The organism is Streptomyces sp. NBC_00045 (assembly GCF_045041095.1).
Classification (GTDB): domain Bacteria; phylum Actinomycetota; class Actinomycetes; order Streptomycetales; family Streptomycetaceae; genus Streptomyces.
In genome coordinates this window covers 499781-519186 of the sequence record NZ_CP108272.1, presented here as the reverse complement: position 1 = coordinate 519186, position 19406 = coordinate 499781, and the positions used below count along the sequence as shown (strand labels likewise).

20 protein-coding genes and 1 pseudogene are annotated in these 19406 nt (G+C 72.4%); 12 read left to right on the top strand and 9 right to left on the bottom strand.

Annotated features, from left to right (window positions below):
• Window positions 1-16: 16 nt before the first annotated feature.
• From OHA65_RS38100 to OHA65_RS38075, 6 genes are read right to left on the bottom strand one after another with little or no spacing between them, the layout of a single operon-like run.
• On the bottom strand, window positions 17-682 hold the full coding sequence (locus tag OHA65_RS38100) for a PIG-L deacetylase family protein (RefSeq protein WP_331736408.1): 666 nt from the start codon (window positions 680-682) through the stop codon (window positions 17-19).
• Entirely contained in the window at window positions 679-2106 is a 1428-nt protein-coding gene (locus tag OHA65_RS38095) for a pentapeptide repeat-containing protein (protein ID WP_327286421.1), read from the bottom strand. The genes OHA65_RS38100 and OHA65_RS38095 overlap by 4 nt, the downstream gene beginning before the upstream one ends.
• Complete coding sequence (locus OHA65_RS38090; protein WP_327286420.1) at window positions 2103-2921, bottom strand: sugar phosphate isomerase/epimerase family protein; 819 nt, start codon at window positions 2919-2921, stop codon at window positions 2103-2105. The genes OHA65_RS38095 and OHA65_RS38090 overlap by 4 nt, the downstream gene beginning before the upstream one ends.
• An 11-nt stretch (window positions 2922-2932) precedes the next feature.
• Window positions 2933-4459 carry a long-chain fatty acid--CoA ligase gene (locus tag OHA65_RS38085; protein ID WP_331736406.1) on the bottom strand — a complete coding sequence of 509 codons (1527 nt, stop codon included), beginning with the start codon at window positions 4457-4459 and terminating at the stop codon, window positions 2933-2935.
• Entirely contained in the window at window positions 4449-6095 is a 1647-nt protein-coding gene (locus OHA65_RS38080; RefSeq protein WP_331736404.1) for an amino acid--tRNA ligase-related protein, read from the bottom strand. The genes OHA65_RS38085 and OHA65_RS38080 overlap by 11 nt, the downstream gene beginning before the upstream one ends.
• On the bottom strand, window positions 6092-6994 hold the full coding sequence (locus OHA65_RS38075) for a hypothetical protein (RefSeq protein WP_331730171.1): 903 nt from the start codon (window positions 6992-6994) through the stop codon (window positions 6092-6094). The genes OHA65_RS38080 and OHA65_RS38075 overlap by 4 nt, the downstream gene beginning before the upstream one ends.
• Before the next feature lie 482 nt (window positions 6995-7476).
• Between OHA65_RS38075 and OHA65_RS38070 the strand changes: the two genes are divergently transcribed.
• The 6 genes from OHA65_RS38070 to OHA65_RS38045 are packed head-to-tail and all read left to right on the top strand — an operon-like array spanning window position 7477 to window position 13238.
• Window positions 7477-8703, top strand: a complete 1227-nt coding sequence (locus tag OHA65_RS38070) for a pitrilysin family protein (RefSeq protein WP_331730169.1) — start codon at window positions 7477-7479, stop codon at window positions 8701-8703.
• Window positions 8700-9554 carry a hypothetical protein gene (locus OHA65_RS38065; RefSeq protein ID WP_327286415.1) on the top strand — a complete coding sequence of 285 codons (855 nt, stop codon included), beginning with the start codon at window positions 8700-8702 and terminating at the stop codon, window positions 9552-9554. The genes OHA65_RS38070 and OHA65_RS38065 overlap by 4 nt, the downstream gene beginning before the upstream one ends.
• A 46-nt stretch (window positions 9555-9600) precedes the next feature.
• Entirely contained in the window at window positions 9601-10713 is a 1113-nt protein-coding gene (locus tag OHA65_RS38060; protein ID WP_331735317.1) for a hypothetical protein, read from the top strand.
• Window positions 10714-10718: 5 nt separating this feature from the next.
• Window positions 10719-11657: an ABC transporter ATP-binding protein gene (locus tag OHA65_RS38055; RefSeq protein ID WP_327286413.1), complete on the top strand. Its 939-nt coding sequence runs from the start codon at window positions 10719-10721 to the stop codon at window positions 11655-11657.
• Complete coding sequence (locus tag OHA65_RS38050; protein ID WP_327286412.1) at window positions 11657-12421, top strand: ABC transporter permease; 765 nt, start codon at window positions 11657-11659, stop codon at window positions 12419-12421. Before OHA65_RS38055 ends, OHA65_RS38050 begins: the two co-directional genes overlap by 1 nt.
• Window positions 12414-13238 carry an ABC transporter permease gene (locus tag OHA65_RS38045; RefSeq protein ID WP_327286411.1) on the top strand — a complete coding sequence of 275 codons (825 nt, stop codon included), beginning with the start codon at window positions 12414-12416 and terminating at the stop codon, window positions 13236-13238. The genes OHA65_RS38050 and OHA65_RS38045 overlap by 8 nt, the downstream gene beginning before the upstream one ends.
• A gap of 123 nt (window positions 13239-13361) precedes the next feature.
• Here the strand turns inward: OHA65_RS38045 and OHA65_RS38040 are convergent, their stop codons facing one another.
• Both OHA65_RS38040 and OHA65_RS38035 read right to left on the bottom strand, forming a co-directional pair.
• Entirely contained in the window at window positions 13362-13580 is a 219-nt protein-coding gene (locus OHA65_RS38040; protein ID WP_327286410.1) for a helix-turn-helix transcriptional regulator, read from the bottom strand.
• A 56-nt stretch (window positions 13581-13636) separates the two neighbouring features.
• Window positions 13637-13828, bottom strand: coding sequence for a hypothetical protein (locus tag OHA65_RS38035; RefSeq protein ID WP_327286409.1), 192 nt, complete (start codon window positions 13826-13828; stop codon window positions 13637-13639).
• Window positions 13829-14267: 439 nt separating this feature from the next.
• On the opposite strand from OHA65_RS38035, the gene OHA65_RS38030 reads away from it, so the two are divergent.
• The 6 genes and pseudogenes from OHA65_RS38030 to OHA65_RS38005 all read left to right on the top strand — a co-directional run bounded on the left by OHA65_RS38030 (window position 14268) and on the right by OHA65_RS38005 (window position 17980).
• Window positions 14268-15299, top strand: a complete 1032-nt coding sequence (locus OHA65_RS38030) for a helix-turn-helix transcriptional regulator (RefSeq protein ID WP_331736402.1) — start codon at window positions 14268-14270, stop codon at window positions 15297-15299.
• Window positions 15300-15464: 165 nt separating this feature from the next.
• Window positions 15465-15947, top strand: coding sequence for a hypothetical protein (locus tag OHA65_RS38025; RefSeq protein WP_331736400.1), 483 nt, complete (start codon window positions 15465-15467; stop codon window positions 15945-15947).
• A pseudogene (locus OHA65_RS38020) lies at window positions 15913-16408 on the top strand (transposase); the annotation flags it as partial. The gene OHA65_RS38025 and the pseudogene OHA65_RS38020, both read left to right, overlap by 35 nt.
• An 88-nt stretch (window positions 16409-16496) precedes the next feature.
• Entirely contained in the window at window positions 16497-16949 is a 453-nt protein-coding gene (locus OHA65_RS38015; RefSeq protein ID WP_329316927.1) for a hypothetical protein, read from the top strand.
• A gap of 213 nt (window positions 16950-17162) precedes the next feature.
• Window positions 17163-17345: a hypothetical protein gene (locus OHA65_RS38010; RefSeq protein WP_331735302.1), complete on the top strand. Its 183-nt coding sequence runs from the start codon at window positions 17163-17165 to the stop codon at window positions 17343-17345.
• 224 nt (window positions 17346-17569) lie between these two features.
• On the top strand, window positions 17570-17980 hold the full coding sequence (locus tag OHA65_RS38005; protein WP_327286405.1) for a hypothetical protein: 411 nt from the start codon (window positions 17570-17572) through the stop codon (window positions 17978-17980).
• A gap of 529 nt (window positions 17981-18509) precedes the next feature.
• Here the strand turns inward: OHA65_RS38005 and OHA65_RS38000 are convergent.
• A complete protein-coding gene (locus tag OHA65_RS38000; RefSeq protein ID WP_331735299.1) occupies window positions 18510-19397 on the bottom strand; it encodes a hypothetical protein in 888 nt (295 codons plus the stop codon).
• Between the last annotated feature and the right edge of the window lie 9 nt (window positions 19398-19406).

Below are 19406 nucleotides of genomic sequence, written 5' to 3'. Positions count from 1 at the left end.
GTGGAGGGCCGTGCTCTCAGAGGAGCGGACGGCCGGGGGTGAAGCGATGACGTACGAGGCGCAGCCCCTCGGCCGCGTCCAGCCCCACGGCGGCCCCCCGCGCCCGGTCGAACAGCTCGACCGCGTCGGTGTCCAGGGCCCGGAATCCCTGCCCGGGGTAGCGGTGGCAGGCCAGGGCCCGCGCCTTGCGCGCAAGTTGGCCGGCGGTGGGGACGTAGAGATTGGGGACGAACTCCGCGTGGCGCACGGTGCGGTGCTCGTTGGGGCCGAACTGCGCCAGTGCGGCGTGCGGCCAGCGCCGGGACGAGGCGATGACCGCGCGGGCGACGCGGACGTGGTCGCCGTGCGAGTCGCCGTCCCAGTGGCTGATGACGGTGTCGGGTCCGGTCCGCGCCACCAGGTCGTCGACGAACCCGACCGCCCGGTACTCGGGGACGTCCTCGACCTGGTCGCAGTGGCCGTCGCCCAGCCAGTGCAGCCGGTGCCCGAGGATTCCGGCGGCTGCCTCGGCGGCCTCGATGCGCCGGGCGCGGCGTCCGGGGTCTGCGTTGCCCGCCGTCTCGGAGACGGTGAACAGGGCGACGGTCACCTCGGTGCCGTGGTCGGTGAGATGGGCGATGGTCCCGCCGAGCGCCAGTTCGGCGTCGTCGGGGTGGGCCGCGACGATGAGGACGTGTGTCACGTGGAGCCCTTGCGGCCGGTGGCGAGGGCGGCGTCGAACCCCTTCAGGAAGGCGGTGAACTCCGCCGCGGCGGGACCCCCCGCCCGTTGCAGTGCTTCGGGCAGGCCGGGGCAGCGGTTGGCGAACACCGGGGCGCGCACCCCGGTGAGCACGGCGCCCCGCACCGGGACCTTGATCCAGGTGGACTGGTACATGTTCGCGCCGTCCAGACGGGCGCCGCTGAGGTCCGACTGGCTGAAGCGGCTGTAGGCGCAGTTGGCGCCCCGCAGGTCGGCCTCCCGCAGGTCCGCGGCGATGTAGGCCTGGACCAGGGTGGCGCCCTCCAGCACGGCGCCGCGCAGGCTCATGGCGCGCGGCGGGTCGCCGGTGATCATGGCGCGGTAGAGGTTCGCGTTCCGCAGGTTCGCGCCGGTGAGCCGGACGTCGCGGGCCGTCAGGCAGCGCCCGGTGAAGCCGCACAGGTCCGCTTCGGTCAGGTCGCTCTCCACCACGTGCAGGTTCTCGCCGTGCCCGCCGCGCAGTACGGCGCCGCGCAGACTGCTGGTGGCGATCGATCCGCCGGTCAGGTGCGCCTCGGTGAGCAGCGCGCCGGGCAGGTCGCAGCGGCTGATCCGGACGCCACTGAGGTCGGCGCGCGTCAGGTCGGCCCCGGTCAGCACGGTCTCGGTGAAGTCGGCGTCGCGGGCGGCGAGCCCCGCGGCGTCCACCCGGTCGGCCCGGACTTCGGACAGGCGCAGACTCGGCAGGGCGGCGTCGGCGAGCACCAGTCCGTCCGCGGAGGTGAGGCGCTGCAGCACCAGCCCCTTCCCGCTCGCGCCGCGCAGCGAGGTCTCGTGCAGGGCGGACTTGGTGATCGTGAGCTGGTCGACCAGAGCGCCGTCGAGGACGGCGTTGTCCAGCAGGCACTCGTTGATGAGCGCGCCCTGGAGATTGGCCGCGCGGACGGATCCGTCCGACAGGTCGCACTGGTAGAAGAACGAACCTGCCAGGTGGGCGCCGTCCAGCTCGGTGCCGCGCATGCTGCATCCGTGGAACAGGGTGCCGGTGGCGTCCCGCAGACCGGAGAGGTCGGCTCCGTCGAAGGTGCAGGTCTGCGCGGCGAGCGCGTGCACGTAGGCCGAGCGCAGGCTGGCGCCCTGGAGGTTGGTGCGTTCCATGCCGGGACAGACCATGGAGACTTCGGAGAGGTCCGCCGAGACCAGCTGGGTGCTGTGCAGGACGGCCCGGTTCAGTGTGGCGCGGCGCAGATCGGCTTCGCTCAGGTCGAGGCCGGTGAGGTCGGCCTCGGTCAGGTCGAGGCCGCGGCCGGTCGTGTCGATCAGGTGCTGGGTGGTCTCGGACAGTTCCTTCAGCAGTGTGGTGCGGTCCGTGCCCCGTGCCCCGGCGAGGCGGGTCACCAGGCCCAGGTGAGTGCTGTTGCTCATGCGATCGCTCCTGCGTCGTGGTGGTGGATCAGTTCTCTGAGCCAGTCGGCCGCGGCCGGCTCCGTGCCGGTTCGGACCGGCTCGTGCTCCATGACCAGCGCCGCCGGCCGGGTGCGGCGCAGGAGGTCGGGGAGCAGTTCGGACAAGCCCATGAAGCCCTCGGCCGGGGTGCCGCCGCGGTCGGCGCTCTCGTGCCCGTACCGCGGGTAGCGCTCGGCGGTGGTCTCGTAGACGTGCATGCTGCGGATGCGGGGCCCGAAGAGGGCGGCGAAGCCGGCAGGTGCCCCGCTGTCCGCACCGAGCAGGTGGGCGTGGCCGAGGTCGAGGCAGAGGCCGAGCTCGCCATGGGCGGCCAAGCTGCGGTGGTACTGCTCGGGAGTCCGCAGCAGCGGGTGGGCGGACAGGTTCTCGATGAGTACGGCGACGCCGTGCTCGCGGGCGAGTGCAGCCGTGGCGGACAGGAAGTCCTGGGACGCCTCCTCGAACCCCGCCTCCTCGTAGGGCGGATAGGGGCTCGGGAAGTGCACCACCACGTGGAGCGCGCCCAGGTCGGCCGCGGTGCGCACGGTGGCCTCGGTCAGCCGCAGGGCCGCCGCCGCTTCGCGGCGGTCCGGGCCGGTGGGCGCGAAGCGCCGGGGCGGGGTGCCGTCGTGGGGAACGGGGGTGTGCAGGGCCGGGCGTATCCCGTGGTCCGCGCAGAACCGTGCGATGCGGGGCAGCGCCGTCGCGGGATACCCGTAGAACTCGACCACGTCGGGCCGGTAGGCGAGCAGCGCCTCGAAGTCGTCCGGGTCGGCCAGCGCCGCGGTGGACACGCCGAGCAGGGTCACCGGGACGCCCCCGTCTCGGCCCCGGCCCCGGCCCCGGCCGTGGCGGCGACGGCCAGCCGGGCGGCGGCGGCGCGGTCGGTCTTGCCGGTCCTGCCCAGCGGGAGTTCCGTCACGAAATGGACGCGCTCGGGCACCTGGTACGGCTCCAGGTGGCGGCGGCCGTGGGCGCGCAGTTCCTCCTCGGTGGGGCTGGTGCCGGGGGCGGCGACGAACAGCAGGTGGACGCGCTCCCCGAGCATCGGGTCCGGGACGCCGACGGCCAGGCAGCCGGCGCCGGCCGGGTGCTGTGTGTACGGGCGCTCCACCTCAAGCGGCGCGATCTTGGCGCCGCCGCGGGAGATCAGCTGCTTCTTCCGGCCGACCAGTTCCACCATGCCGTCGGCGGGACGGACGGTGGCGAGATCACCCGTGCGCAGCCAGTCTCCGTCCATCGCGGCACGGGTGGCGGCCGGGTCGTCCAGATAGCCGGTCATCAGATGGGGGGTGCGCAGGCACAGTTCACCGACGGTGCCGGGAACGGGGGGCCGGGGCGGCCCGTCGCCGGTGGCGATGCGGAACTCCACGCCCGGGCTCGGCCGGCCGATGGTGCCCGCCGCCGTCCCGTACTGGTCGGGGGTGAGGATGAAGTCGGAGGTCGAGGTCTCGCTGAGCCCGTAGACGTCGGCGATGCCCGAGCCGGGCAGTGCGGCTTGCAGCCGGCGGCCGAGCCCGGCGGGCAGTGGCTCCCCGCCGGTGATCCAGGTGCGGGGTCCCCCGGACGCCCTTAGCGCGGCGGACAGTTCCGCTCCCGTGCCGGGTGTGCTCAGCTCCCGGTCGACCAGGCGCAGCATGCTGGGCACCACCGCGATCCGGTCGGCCGGCCGCGCGGCGAGGCGGCGCAGTACGCCCGGTGCGTCGAACCGGGGCAGCAGGTGCAGGGTGCCGCCGGTGGCCAGGGTCAGCAGCGAGGTCCACTGCCCGAAGGTGAAGTTGAGCTGGAGGACCTGTAGGGCCTGGTCGCCGGGCCGGAACGGCAGCACCTCGGCGACGGCCCGCAGCTTGGCAGTCAGCGCCCGGTGTGACAGCACGACCCCCTTGGGCCGTCCCGTGGTTCCGGAGGTGAACGCCACCAGTGCCTGGTCCGCATCGAGTTCCCCGGGGACGCGGGCCCAAGCCGGGCCCAACCCGCGGGTGCGGTCGCCCGCGGTGTGCACGACGTCCAGCACGAGGCGGGCGCCGGTGCGCTCGGCGGTCTCGCTCAGCACCGCGTCCGGAGTGCTCCGGTGGACCGGTACGACGATGCCCCGGGCCTGCCACACGGCGAGCTGGGCGGCGAGGTCGGCGCTCCGGTTGCCCACCCGGACCAGGACGGGATCCGCCGCGCGGTGACCGGCTGACACCAGTTCGGTGCGCAGCGCCGCCGCCTCGGCCGCCAGTTCGGCGTAGGTCAGTGAGCCGGTGTCGTCGGTGAGCGCGGGCCGGTCAGCGAACCGGGTGCAGGCGCTCGTCAGCAGGCTGTCGAGGCGCTGGTGGTCAGTGGCCACTGTGGTGCTCCTTCCTGAACGGGTGTCGGCCGGTGGACGCGGACGGGGCGGACGACGCGGGAGCCGGCCGTGTGATGGGGTGGCACTGGTGGTCGCGCAGGCGTCCTCCGCCGCGCAGCGCGGTGATCAGCCGGTCCACGCCCAGTACGAGGCCGCCCAGGGGCGGCAGCCCGTGTTCCAGGGCCTCCAGGAAGCCCTCGTCGAGGACGGTGGCGCCGAGGCCCTGCTCGGCCCGGGTGGCGGCCTGGGCGGCGAAACGGCGGCGCTGTTCCACCGGGTCGGTCAGCTCGCTGCACCCCTGGCCGACGTCCAGTCCGCCGATCACCAGGCTCCAGCTCTCCACGAGTGCGGGGTCCCGGCGGTGGGGGCGGGCGAGGATCGCGCCCTCGGCCGGGAAGTCGAAGACGAACGTCGGCCGGTGGAGCCGGGGTTCGGCCAGCTTTCGGTAGAGCAGCAGGGCCAGGGCGCCCGGGCCGGCTCCCGCCGGCGCCGCGATGCCGTGCCGCGCGGCGTGGCGGGCCAGGTCCTCGCGCGAGGTCGAACTGTCCACCGCCGCGCCGAGCGCCGAGCCGAGCAGGTCGTGGAAGCGGTGGCGGGCGAAGGACGGGGGCGCCGGATCGGGTCCGGTCAGAGCGCTCGCGACGGCGGCGACCAGCTTCTGGGCCAGCGCCGCGGCATCGCGGTAGTCACTGTGGACGGCGTAGGCCTCGCAGACGGTGAACTCCGGGAAGTGCAGGGCGTCGGCGCCCTCGTTCCGGAAGATCCGACCGATCTCGAAGATCCGGTCCATGCCGCCGACGACGAGTCGCTTGAGGTACATCTCGGCCGTGGCCCGCAGGTGCAACGGCACGCCCCAGGCGTTCATGTGCGCCGTGAACGGGCGGGCCGTCCCGCCGGGCAGCGGGTGCAGCACCGGGGTGTCGGCCTCGGTGAACCCCCGCTCGTACAGGCCTTCGCGCAACGCTCTGAGCGCCGCGCCCCGGGCGTGCGCGCGGGCCGTCTCGGCGGGGTCCAGCAGCATCTGCCGGTAGCGGTCCCGGTGCGCGGCGGGGTGGCCGTCCGTCCTCCCGGCGGCGGGCCTGCCCGGCAGCGGCCGCAGCGCCTTGGCCGCGAGCGCGAACTCCGCCGCGGCCACGGCCAGTGCGCCGCTCCCGGTGGTGACCAGCTCGCCGCCGACCACCACCAGATCCCCCAGGTCCGTCAGCTCCCGCCACGCGGCGCGCGGCCGGCCCGTGTCGCGGTCGCCCGCGAGCAATATCTGGATGTCCTCGGACCCGTCGCGCAAGGTGGCGAACTCGACGTCCCGGTGATCGCGGCGGCTGGTGATCCGGCCGCTCACGGTCACCGCGACGCCGGTCCGGGTGCGCGGCGGCAGTGCGCCGTAGCGCCGGTGGAGCTCGGCGACGCGCGCGCCGGCCGGCCGGGCCGGAGGGTACGGGTCGATCCCCCCGGCCAGCAGCGCGGCGCGCTTCGCCCGCCGGTCCTCAAGCTGGCCGGGGGTCCGGCCGCGCTCTCGGCCGGCGGCCTGCGCACCGGTACCGGCCTCCGTGCCGGTACCCGTGCCCGTGCCGATACCCGTGCCCGTGCCGATACCCGTGCCGGTGCCGGTGCCACTTCCCGCGTCGGTGCCGCTCATGCCGCTGACGCCGCGGAGCCGTCGGCCACCGCACCCGTCCGGATCTGCTCCTCGCGGCGCACGGCGTCCTGGGCGAGCGTACGGATGGGGGTGTTGAGGCCCTGCCGCATGAGCGCGTCCCGGTAGCGCTCGCACTCGGCCCTGGTGCCCACGGCGAGGGTGAAGTCCTGGTGGTGCAGCGCCGAGATGACCAGTTCGAGGGCGTGGCCGAAGTCGATCCCGGGCAGCGCCGTCACCAGGGCCCCCACCAGGTTGTCGAAGGAGAGCTGGTGCGGCGACGCGGCGATGTACAGCGCCCGGTCCTGCGGACCCTGCGGGTCCTCGGCCCGGTAGGGATCCGGGTAGGTCGGGCGCCAGAAGCAGGACGTCGGGTCGTCCCACAGCGGCTGAGCCAGTTCCCTGAGCCGCTCGATGTCGCGCCAGGCCTCGGGCAGCAGCGTGCCGGGCGGGTACGCCTGGGGCACGGCCGAGTAGTCGCCGAAGTCGGTGGACACCGCCTGGGAGCAGGTCGCGCAGTCCCCGGCGAACACCGACAGCTGGAGGTCGAACTCCCCCGTGTGGTCGGGGGTGTGCAATACGTTGGCGAAGGGGCCCAGCCGATATCCGGCCCGCACCGCGGACTTGACCCGCCTCGCGCGGGCGAGCGCGTCGGGGCCGGTCACGAGTAGGACCTCCATCGGACGCCCGCCGTACCAGAGGTCCAGGGACAGGTGCTCCAGCGGGTGTTCCGTGCGGCGCGTGTCCGCCCAGGCCCGGACGATGTCCTCCTCGCCCAGCAGCAGCCGGTGCCGGCAGACGACGGTGAGTCCGGCTTCCTCGGCGGCCTCGACGACGGCCTGCTGGAGCTGCCGCTCGACCCCGTCCGGCTTGATCAGGAACAGGGAGTGGTTGCTGGACACTTGGCTCTCCTTCAAGGAGTCACACGTACGTGGAAGACCTGACCCGGCTGGCCGCGCGAATGGCCGGACAGTGATTTCGATAATGCCGCCGAAAATCCATCCCGGCCATCAACGAATTGGCGCAGCCCGTTCCAGCGTTTACGTGGGCCTGTGAACTCGAATTCGGTGGCGAAGTCACGTGACCCGCGTTTTCGTGAGGGCCCAATTCGCTGGAAATTATTGACAGCCGAATGGATCTGACGCTCAAATGGTTGACGTGCCGCCGGGGAAAACGCTCCCGCCGGGACATTCCAATAATGAGCAGTTCACACAGAGGAGTCATCACCATGAACCGCAACCACGCCGTTTCCATGCGTCCGCGTCTCGACAAGGTCAACGTCCGCACGGGCAAGTAATTCGCATGACCTGAGGGGTGCCGCCGGACTTCGGTCCGGCGGCACCCCTGCCTGTCTCTCCGCCCTCTTCGCACGACGGGAAATCTCTTGACCACATCACCGACGTTCGACGTTCCCGTGGTGGTGCACCACGATCCCTCCCTGCGCACCACCAGCTTGTGTTTCGCGCTCGGATTCGGTGGCCGGCACGATCCTCCGGGCCGTGCCGGCGCCGCCCACATGCTCGAACACCTGCTGATGTCGGCACCCCTCGGGGACGGGCCGTCGCTGAGCGAGCGCATCGAGGACCGGGGCGGCGAGAGCAACGCCATGACCGGCCCCGAGTCACTGGTCATCCATGCGCAGGTGCTCACCGAGGACGCTGCCGACGTGGCCACGTGGATGTGCCGGGCACTGCTGGAACCCCATTGGGACCGGGGGAACTTCGATTCCGAGCGCGACGTGGTGCTCCAGGAGCTGGCGGCTGCCGACTCCGACGACGCCGACGCCGTGCAGGACGCCTTCTTCGCCCGGCTGTTCGACGGGCATCCGCTGGGCTCCCCCGTCGGCGGACGGCCCGAGACCGTGTCCGGGCTGACCCTGGAATCCGTGCGCGACGCGCACGCCCTCGCGCTGCGCACCGCCCCGCTCGCCGTCGCCGTGGCCGGCGGCCTGCCCGAGGACACCCTGCGCGAGGCGCTGCGGCGCGGCGGCCTGGGCCGCGTGGCGTGCAACCCGGTCCCCGATCCACTGCTCGGCTCCCTCGGCGGCGTCCCCGCACCTCCCGTGCCGGGAGCGGTAGAAAAGTGGCCGGACGCATTCTGCTGGCTGCTGGCAGGCGGGCGCGCCCCGCACGCGGGCGACCCCCGCCGGCACGCCTACACGGTCCTCGCGCACCTGCTGGGCGGGAGCCCGGCGTCCCCGCTGTACGCCAGGCTGCGCAACCAGGAAGCGCTGGCCTACGACTTTCGTTCGTGGTCGCGCAGTTACAGCGACTCCGGGGCCTGGCGGATGCTCGCCGGATGCGAGCCGGACAACGCACCCCGGCTGCTCGACGCGTTCCGCGAGGTGCTGCGCGGCGTGGCCGACGACGGTCCCCGCGAGCGTGACTTCGCGGCCGCCGTGCGCCGGGCGACCGTCGAGGCGGTCCGGGAGGCCGAGGCACCGCTGGACCGGACCATCGCCGTCGCCACCCAGCGCATCCTGAGCGATCGGATCTGGGACGCGGAGACGGAGATCGAAGCGCTCGCGCGCGTGTCGGCCGCAGACGTGGCCCTGGCCGCACGCGAACTGAGCGACTCGCTGATCACGGTCGTCCGGCCGGAGCAGCGATGAGCCCCGCTCCTGGCAGTGCGCCGCCGCCCTGCGCGTTCGACGTCAGCGACCTCTATCTGCGGGCCGCCGACGAGGCCGGAGTGCTCAGCCACATCGACGGCCTGCCGGTAGTGGCGGACGAGTACCGGGAGCCGGCCAGCGGCGAGCTCCAGTGCCTGGTGGAATACGCGGACCCAGCGCTCCTCGCCCGGGCGCCCCGTCTGCTCGACGCCCTGTTCCGCCGTCACCCCGGCTGTTCGTCGGCCGTGGTGCGCATCCCGGCGCACCTCCCCGCGCCCAGCGCGCTCCAGCCCCTGCTGAGCTATCTGCGCCATGCCCCGCCGCCGGCGGCCGCCGCACCCGCTGCCGCGCCCGCCGCAGCGTCCGCGCCCTTCGGCATAGCCGAAGCCTCGGACGCCGACGACGAGGCGGTCGGCCGGTGGCTGTCACGGGCGATCCGTGATGCGGCGGCCGACCGCGGGCACACCGAAACCGCACACGGCGCCGCGGAGTCCGTCCGCCGGCTTCTCGAAGCACCCGGCCGGCGCTCCTACCTGGTGCGTGTGCCGGGCAGGCCCGAGCCGATCGGGCACGCCACGCTCCTGACCGACGCCTACGACGACGTCAGCGACAGCCCGTTCGTCGAACTGGTGGACATCCTCATCGACGATGCCGCACTGCGCCGGGCCGCGACCGCCCGCCTGGTCGCGGCCTGCGCCGACACCGCCGCCGCGCTGGGGGCGCCGCTGATCGGCAACGTCACCCATCCCGCGGACCGTGCGGGCCAGGACCGATCCGCCCGGGTCGTGGCCGCCCTGCGCCGACAGGGCTGGACGCCGACGCACGGCTACGCGTACGCCGCCCGCCCCTGACCCACCCCCGGGGGCGACCACCCCCGGCTCCGAGGAGTCCTCTCGTATGACACCGGATCACCGCTCCGACTTCCCGCTCACCCTCGACCTGCTCTACGAACTCCTGGACGTCGCCCCCGAGCTGCCCGTCCGCCGCCTGCTCCAGGCCGCCCGGCAGGTGCGGGGCGTGCTCGCACCGCTCGTCCTGTCACTGGCCGAGCGGGAGGGCATCGCGATGGGCACCGGCGCCCGCGACGAACTCGCCCGCATGCGCCGGCGCGCCGAGACCTACCGGCAGCTGGCCGAAGACACGGCCCGGGTACCCGGCGCCCGCGTGGTCAAGGGCCCGTCGCTCGCCCGCCACTATCCCGAAGGGGCCCTGCGAGCCCTGGGCGACCTCGATGTCGTCGTGCCCGGCGAAGCCGCCCTGTGGCAGGTACTGGCCCTCGCGCTGGACCGGCACGACAGCGACGAGGTGGAACTGACCGAGCTGGGCGCACAGGGCCGGCCACACCTGTTCGCGGCCGTCTGGTGGCTCGGCGAGGACCCGCTGCTCGATCCGGACCACGGCATCGAGGTCACCACCTTCGGGTTCGCCGGCAGGCCCGGATTGGTCCCGCTGCGTGCGTCCCTGCCCGAGGACCAGGTCCTCGCCGATGTGCTCTCCCTCGCGGAGGAGCGCTTCCAGCGCCCCTTCACCGCCAAGGACATCATCGACCTCGTCTGCGTGCTGACCTCCCCGGCGGCACCCGCGCCCCGGACGCTGATCGCCGCCGCCGAAGAGTTCGCCCTCGCCCCCGAGCTGCTCGAACTCTGCGAGCGCGTGCGCGCATACCCGCGGCTGGCCGCCACCGTGCCGGACGAGCTCATCGAGGGACTGCGCGGCCCGGCCGACACGGAACGCGGTCGGCGCGCCGACCCGCAGGCAGCCCCGGTCGAGCAGCGTTACGGGATGCAGCTGACCGTTCCGCTGCGCCGGGGCGAGGGGACCGGCCGCTGCGAACACCGCTGGAACGACGGCGTCATCACGAGGACGCCGGTCGCGGACTTCCTGATGGTCCCGGGAGAGCTGGTCGACCCCGCGCTCCACGCGGCTGCCCTGCAGGAACTGGCCGGGCTGGCCCCCTGGCCGCTGCGGCCGGCCCGCACCACCGCACCGCATCCCGACGGGGAGGTCTGAGAGGCATGGCCGTCATCGAGGTACAGGATCTCACCCGGACCTTCCGGACCCGGCGGGGCCGCGAGGTCACCGCGCTCGACCACGTGGGCTTCCAGGTCGAGCGGGGCGAGGTGCTCGGCCTGTTGGGACCCAACGGAGCGGGCAAGACGACCCTTTCCCGCATTCTCACCACCCTGCTCGTCCCCACCTCCGGCACGGCACGGGTCTCCGGCTTCGACGTCGTGGACCGACCACGTGAGGTCCGCCGCCGCATCGGTCTGGTACTCGGCGGCGACCGGGGGCTCTACGGCCGTCTGACGGCCCGCCAGAACCTGAGGTACTGGGCCGCCCTACAGGGTCTCGACGCGCGGGCCGCCCGCCGGAGCACCGAGGAGGTCCTGGAGCTCCTGGGGCTGGACGGCCGCGGCGACGACCGCGTCGAGACGTTCTCCCGGGGCATGGTGCAGCGGGTCCACCTGGCGCGGGCCCTGCTCGGCGAACCGGACGTACTCGTCATGGACGAGCCGACCAACGGAATGGACCCGCACGCCGGGGCCGGGTTCCGGGAACTGGTCCGCACGCTGCGCGGCGGCGGTACGACCGTCGTCCTCACGACGCACGACATGCAGGAGGCGCAGGCCCTCTGCTCCCGCGTCGCCCTCATCGACCACGGCCGCATCCTGCGGATCGGCTCCACGACGGAACTGCTCGCCGGCATCCGCGCCCCCCGTACCCTCACCGCCGTGGGCGTGCCGCCGGAGACCGCCGCGCGCATCGCCGCACTTCCGGGCAGCGCCACGACCGACGCCGAGGGCAACCTCACGGCCCGCCCGGCCGACGACGAGAGCCTCTCCCAGGCCCTGCTGCTGCTCGCCCAGGCCCGGGCCGAGTCCATCTCGGTCGCCGCCCCCGGCCTGGCCGAGGTCTACCGGACCGTCATCGAGAACCGGGAGTTCGCGCTGTGATGGCCGTGCTGGCCGCCGCCACCCGGGCGCAGGGGGTGATCCTGGCCCGTTCTCCCGGGATGCTGGCCACCCTGGCCGTGATCCCGCTGTACTCGCTGGTCTTCTTCCACTTCCTGCAACGCCACCACCGGGAGGAGCTGGCCACCACGGTGGCGCTCACGGCATTCGTGATGAGCCTGTGGGCGCACGCCGTGTTCGTCGCCTCCGACGTCGTCGACGACGACCGGTCGGACGGCACGCTGGAGCTGTCGCTGCTCACCCCGGACCGCTATCTCGTCGCCCTGGCCGTGCGCACCTTCACCACCACCCTGCTCGCCCTGCCGGTGCTGGCCGAGGTCGTCCTCATCGGCCGGGGCCTGTTCGGCCTGGACGTGACACTGCACAACCCCGCCGTGGCCCTGCCCGTGGCGGTCCTGCTGGTCGCGGGATGCGCGAGCGCCGCCCTGCTGGTCAGCGGGCTGATGATCAAGGTGCGGGGAGCACGCACGCTCCAGAACTCCCTGACCTACCCCTTCTACCTTCTGGGCGGCCTCATCCTCCCCGTCGGCCACCTGCCGGCCCCGTTCGGCACCGTCGCGAAGGGCTTCTTCCTCTCCTGGGCCACCGACCTGCTCAGGGACGCGGCCGCGGGACCGGTCCCCCAACTGGCCCAACGCCTCGCCGTACTGTGCGCCCTGATCCTGGTCCAGACCCTGCTGGGCGTGTTCCTGCTGCGCGGCGTCCTCGGCTCCGTCCGCAACGGAAAGATGGTGCTGCATGACTAGCCACCACGGTCCCGCTCCGGCGAGCCGGCGTTCCGTACGGACACTGCTCCAGCTGATCGGCTACGGCGCCCTCGCCAGCTACCAGGACTACCGGGCCATGTTCACCTGGCGCTCCTGGCTCGGCGGCTGGCTGGTCAGGCTGCTGTGCCAGGTGCTCTTCTTCGCCAACCTCGGAGCGCTCCTCGGCTCGCCCGAACAGCAGGGCTACCTCGCCCTCGGCAACGCCGTCGTGCTCGGCCCGCTCGGCGCGCTCGGCGTGGTCTCCTCGACCGTGGGCGAACGCCGCTCGGGAACCTTGCAGTTCCTGCTGATCAGCCGCACGCCGCCGTTCCTCGCGCTGGCCTCGCGCGGGCTGCACTGGGTCGCCGACGGCCTGCTGACCTCGACCGTCGCGCTGCTCGCCGTGCACCTGCTGCTTCCGGTCCCGCTCCACTGGGCGGCGCTGCCCGCCATCCTGTTCGTGGACGCCCTGATGACCCTGGGCTGTTACTGCCTCGCCCTGTGCCTGTCCGGGATCAGCCTGCGGATGCCCGAGTCCCGGATGTACCTGACGGCCGGCACCACCATCGTGCTGTTGCTGGTGGCCGGGGTGAACACCTCCGTACCGCACAGCGGGGCGCTCGCCTGGGTCGCCCGGGTACTCCCGGTGAGCCACGGGCTGTCCGCCGTCCGGCAGCTGGCGCACGACGGCACCCTGTCGGTGGCGCTCGTACTGCACGAGGCCCTGATCCTCGCGGGCTGGGCCGCGATCGGCTTCCTGGTGCTCACCCACGGCCTGCGGCACACGGTCCGCTCGGGATCCCTCACCCTGCGCTGATGCCGCGCGATCCCGTTTACCGGGGGCGTGGGGGAACCGGGATGCGTTCCGTCCGGTCCGGGCCGGCCGGAGCGTTGCCGGCCGGCCCGGCCGGACCGGCGCGCGCCGCCTCACCGGGCCGCGTCAGGACCGGAAGCCCAGTTGGGACGCGAGCACCGCCAGCTGTGTGCGGTTGGTGGTGCCGGTCTTCCTCCGCAGATGGCGCAGGTAGGTGTCGACCGTGTGCCGGCTGATGCCCAGACGGCTCGCGATGCGGCAGTAGGTCTCCCCTTCTGACAGGAGGACGAGCACCTGCTGTTCGCGGGGCGTGAAGCTGGGCGGTGCATCGGCGATGTCGGCCATGACTGACTCCTGGTATCGGATTGCGCGGATCTACGAAGGGCTGGAGGCGGGCGGGGTCAGCCGCCCCAAGAGGTGTCCTCGGTGCACTTGCCCACCGGCGGACAGGAGGGCTCCGCCACCACCGTCTGCGGAGCGGTGGCGGAGTGCTCGGGCGACTGCGCCACGACCGCCACCGCCGCGGTGGTGGAACACACGGCGGTGATGACGGCAGCCAGTGCGATCCGTACGGGCAGAGAAAGTCGCTTCATGTGGGGGCTCCTGGTATCCCGGCTTCTCAGCCTGGTGGACGTCGAGTTGCTGACAGGGACCAACCTGTCGTGTGCACCCCTTCAGGAGCGACTCGGTAGCCCCTCAGCAAACTACCTGGCAGTTAAGCGCCAGGCGGCATATCGGACTCTTCACGGCATAGCGGACTCAGGAGGTCCGCCCGAGGAGCGAGACCCCGGCCCAACCCGCCGGCGCGCGGAGGGACCGGGGGGCTGAATCCAGACAGTCCGGGGGCCTGATCCGCTCCTACGGCCGCCGCGGATCCGGTCAGGTACCGCGACGGCACCCGGGATGACGCGCGAAGATGGCCGACTTGTGCAGTGCCTCCCGGTGTGTCGGAGTGCTCCGGTACTCCTATTCTGTTCGCCTGGACCAGAGGGCTCGTTTCAAGGGCCTGGCAGATGGTGGGGGCGCAGGGCATTGGGACTGGACGACACGCTGGTGGATGCCAAGGAACTACAGGACTCCGACATGGCCGTGTACGGCTGGGTGGTCGAGCACGGCACGGGTTGCGCGGACGCCGTCGCCGCGGGCACGGGGATGAGTCGCGAGGACGCAGCTGCCGGTGTCGAGCGCCTGCTGCGGCTCCGCCTGCTGCAGGAAAGCTCCGACGAACCCAGCACGGTCTTCGCCGTGGCGCCCGAGACCGCGGCCGCTCAGCTCGCCGCTCCCGTGGAAGCCCGGATCCTGCGGCAACAGCAGCAACTCGCTCGCCTCCGGGAAGAACTCCTGCGTGCCGCCCCGTCCTACGACCGGCGCCGTTCGGCCTCCGGGTCGCTGGAGGTCCTGGAGAACCTCCACATCGTGCGCGACGCCCTCAAGCAGGCCTCCGAACGGTGCCGCACCGAGATCATCGCCAGCCAGCCCGGCGGTGGTGCCCGGGTCTCCGAGGCGATGGAAGAAGCCCTGGTCCGCGACCGGGCCATCCTCGAACGCGGCGTCCGGCTGCGCACCCTCTACCACCACACGGCACGCTTCAACGGGCCCAGTCAGGCCTACGTCGCAGCGGCCTCGGCCCTGGGCGGGGAGTACCGCACCGTGCACGAGCTGTTCGGCCGTCTGATCGTCTTCGACCGCGAGACCGCGTTCATCCCCGTCCAGGACGGCAGTTGGGGAGCCGTGGTGATCCGGCAGCCGTCCACCGTGAACTACCTGTGCGAGATCTTCGAGCAGACCTGGGACCGGGCCACGCCGTTCACCGCCGCGGTCGGCCAGCAACTGGAGACGGTCTCCCGGGAGATCCACGAGACGATCGTGCGACTGCTGGCCGCCGGGCTGAAGGACGAGGCGATCGCCCGCCGCCTGGGTATGTCGCTGCGCACGGCCCGCCGCCACATCGCCGACATCATGGAGGAGCTGGGCGCCGGAAGCCGCTTCCAGGCCGGCGTCCGCGCCGCGGAGCGGGGCTTGCTGGACATCGAGGGACCGACCGAACCGCTCACCGCTTCCTAGAGCCGTGGTTGTGACCGGGGCGCGCGGCGTGTACGAGGCGGGAGATGCGGGAACGGTTTTTCGTGACTGTCCCGGCGGCCCGCGGTGCGGAATGCTCGCCATGACGGAAACAACCGGGTTCCGTGACGTGAGCGGCACGTACGGACACCACACCACAGGAGCCCCATGCACAACGCGCCATCGGCAGACGGGGTGACCTTGCCCCACGTACGGGAACTCGCGCAGTTCCTCGCGTTGTGCCACGGCCAGGGGCCCGCCATCCTGTGGCCTGAGCAGGAACGTGTGGCGCACGAGGGGCAGGACGCCGCAACCGTCCTGGCGGCAGAGGGCCGTGAGCTCGCACGGCTGACGGGCCTTCAGCCGACCATCGAGTGGCACCGCGCGGACGAGGGCGGTGCCCGGCCGCTGTCCACCGGCTCGTCCGGACACCTTCTGGTGCAGCAAGAGGACGGGGCCGGGACTTGGCGGCTGCATGCGGTGCCGGGGGCCGAAGAGTCCTTCTCCTGCCGTCTGAGGTCCGGCGAAGTGCTCTACGTCCCGCCCGGCTGGAGCTGGCGTGCCGACCTCACCCCCGGCGCACGGCTGCTGCTGACCCGCCTCGGCCCGGCAGCCGGTGAGCCCGCAGCCGGCTCCCCCGCGCCGTCGTAGGCCAACCACTGCGGTCGTGCCGGCGACGCCGTCGCGGCCTCGGGGCGGTGGCAGGCGTCGACACGGCGACCGCGAGGTGCTGGCGGCGATCGTGTTCGTCGCGACGCCGGGCTGGCCGTGGCAGCAGCTGCCTGCGGCATCGTTCGGGCCGTCCGGGGCAACGGCCCATCGGCGGTTCTCCGAGTGGACCGAAGGCCGCGCGGGCCGACCTCCACCGCCTGGTGCTCGACGAGCGCGGCGCCCGCGGCGAGCTGGACCGGTCCCGCTGCGCGATCGACTCCGTCAACGCGCGCGCCCTGGAAAACGGGGACCTGACAGGTCCGAATCCTGTCGACAGGGGCAGGTACGCCTCGGAATCTCAGGCACGAACCTGCACGACAGCCAGGCACTCGAACCCCTCGTCCGCTGCATACCGCCCGTCCGGCTCACACCGCGGCCGCCGCCGGCGCAAGCCCGGCAGGGCTGACCTCCGGCTGCCGGGCCGCCCGGGCGGGCCGCCGATATCCTGGGACCGAGATCGGGGGCTTTCCTCATCCGGAAGGCAGCACAATGCGGCGTCGACACCTCATGCTCCTCGCAGCCCCCCTCCTCGCCTCATCGGTGGCCCTCGCCCCCGCCCACGTGGCGCAGGCCGGAACCGCCGGGACGAGCGGGGTCAAGCAGGCGGTGAAGGTCACCAAAGTCGAAGTGGTCACCCTGCTGAAGTCGGGGGAGACCGTCGAGTGCAACGGCACTCCCGTGGACATGGCCTTCGACGGCAAAATCACAGCAACCGGGCCCGGCACGGTCCGCTACCACTGGACCGTGAACACCAGCCGCGCCCGGGTCTCCCCGGGATCCTTCGCCTTCGGCGCGGGCACCTCCACCAAGGTCGTCCTTCAGGTCGTGGACATGCCGGCGCCTAGGAACGCCAAGGCGGTGACCGGGTACGTCACGCTCCACCTACCGGACCAAAAGAAGAGCGTCCGCAGCGAACAGGTGACGTTCCCCTGCAAGAAGTGAGCCCTACTCCCTCTTGCGCTCAGCAACAGCACCGGCAGGCCCGCACGGGCACCGAAACCGATTCCTACCGCCTCGCCAGCACGCGCGCCCGCGCCGAGGAGCCCGGCCTGCTGCCGGAGCGCCGTCCTTCAGAGCCAGCCAACCCGGACGGGTGGCGGGTCCAACCGCGTCCCGGCGGGCGGTACCTCCGGACCCGCCACCGGCCCGGCCGCGGTGACCGTCACCTACGAACAGGCCAGCGGGAACACCGGTGGAGGCACCGGGTCGAGGTCGATCCTGCCCATCAACCTCAGCGGCATCCTCCCGCTGTTCAACAACATCAACGTCAACAACAACGTCAAGAGCCCCGGCGCCAGCAACACCAGCACACAGAACTTCGGCCTGAACACGCCCTGAATCACGCCGCTCCGGAGCGTGGAGTGAAGTGAGCAGGGGCCGTACGCGGCGGTCACGGCGGATGCCGCCGGGACCACCACCGGTCTCTCGCCCTTCCACGGCGCGGTCAGATGCGGCTTGTTCAAGAGAACGGGAGGCACCTCATCGTCGCTCCCGCCGGCCCGGTCGGGATGGACATCGGCTGGACTGTGCGCCGACGTCAACGCGCCCCGTAGGGTGGCCTGATGTTCGATCGTCTGGAGATCGGGGTGTTGCCGCCGGGCCCGCGGTTCGCTGCCCAGTTGCGGTTCTGGGTCAACGGCGAGGACGTGGTCGAGGAGGCGGTCGGCGAAGGTGGCCGTGGACCGTACGCAAGTTGCGCGCTGCCGCCCGGCCGCCCCAGCCCCCTCCGGGCGACCGGCGAGGCACGCCGTCTGGAGCTGGGGGAACCGGACTGCACCGGTGGCTGCTGCGGCTTCTTGACCGTGGTCGTGCAACGGTTCGGAGAGATCGTGCAATGGTCGGACTGGGAGGTTCCCTGGGCGGCGCACACCCCCGTGCCCTACCCCCCGCCGGAGCTCCACTTCGATGCCGTCCAGTACGACGCCGAAGTGGCTCGCGCTGAGGTAGACCGGTGGTGGCAGGTCTACTCGTAGCCCGGCGCGGCGCGCCCTTGCCCGGCTGCGGGCTCTTTTCGCTGCCACGTCGGGCTGTACGTGGCAACAGCTGCCCGCGGCATGGTTCAGGCCGTCGGGGGCAACCGCCCACCGGCGCTTCTCTGACTGGCCCGCAGGATGGGATGACCCCGGGCTGACCACGGTTCGGCACACGTGAGCCGGGTCCGCTCGGGACGGTGCGAAGTGCTGGAAGTTGCGCCAGCGCAGGTGACGGCCGACGCTAGTCGGCAGTGGCCGTCGCCGGCCCGACGAGATGAGGGACAAGCTCGACGGCCGCGCTCAACTGGTTGGAGTCGATACGGCCTGCGGCATCCTCGGCGACCACCCGGACATCCGAGCCGAAGGGCCGACGCCTGATGCGCCGGGGGGCCTGGTTGCTGGAGCAGCTTGGCTGGAAGGGGCCCGGGCGGTACGGAGGGAGCCTCGGCCGGGTGGACGAGTGTCACCGCGGGTGGGCGTTTCTTAGCCGGTCGGGTCGACGGCGGCACTGCTCAGTGGGGAGGTGAGCTCACTGGATCAGGTCGGTGTGCGGGTGCTCCGGGCACTGCGGGCAGACGTAGAGCTGCAGGCGGTTGGCCCTGGAAACCTGGACCTTGGGCGGGTTCGCCGCCCCGGCGTCGTCGAGGGAGTTGAGGGCTTGATCCTCGTACGGGACCCAGCCCGTGTTGCTGCTGTCCCATTCGGTCGAGGCGATGGTCAGGAGGGGGGCCATTTTGGTGCCGCAGGCGGCGCAGAACCGGGCTATGGGATCGGTGAGTCCCCACCGGGGCCAGCCGCCGACCTTCCAGCCCGGGGCGACGGACAGCTCGCTCCCGTAGTACGAATCCGGATAGGGGGCCCAGGAGCTGTCCAGGGCGGCGCCGGCTGCCTGCCAGTTGCCCCAGTCCGCGATCTGCTGCTGTAGTTCCTTGCTGACGTCCATGGGGTGGGGATACTCGGTGATCTGCTCCGGCGCGAGCACGCACGGCTCCGGTCTGTAGCCGTCGTACTCCTCCTCGATCGGCTCGGGGGGCTCGGCGAGGATGTCGGTGACCTCGGCAGCGGATCGCCAGAACAGTGCGGTCGGAGGCTTGTAATCCGGTTCGTGCTCGAAGGGGCACCACAGCACCTGGAGCAGGTCTGCCTGCCCGGGCGGTCGCAGCAGGGGTACGTCGCGCACGTACAGCTGGGCGACGGGCAGCATGGCGTTCGGGCCTTCTTCCAGCCACCCGTGCGGCTCTTCGCAGTACGGCCACGGCTCGTCGGCGGGCCACAGCAGTGGCCCGCCGACCGAACTGTCGTGCGGTGTCGGAGACCCGGGGCGGGGATGCAGCCGGATCGCCGGACGTGCCAGCGGGGCCAGTTGAGGAAAGACCGCGGTGACGTCGACCGGCCGCGGCGGCGTGGTACGGCTCATTCTGGCTCC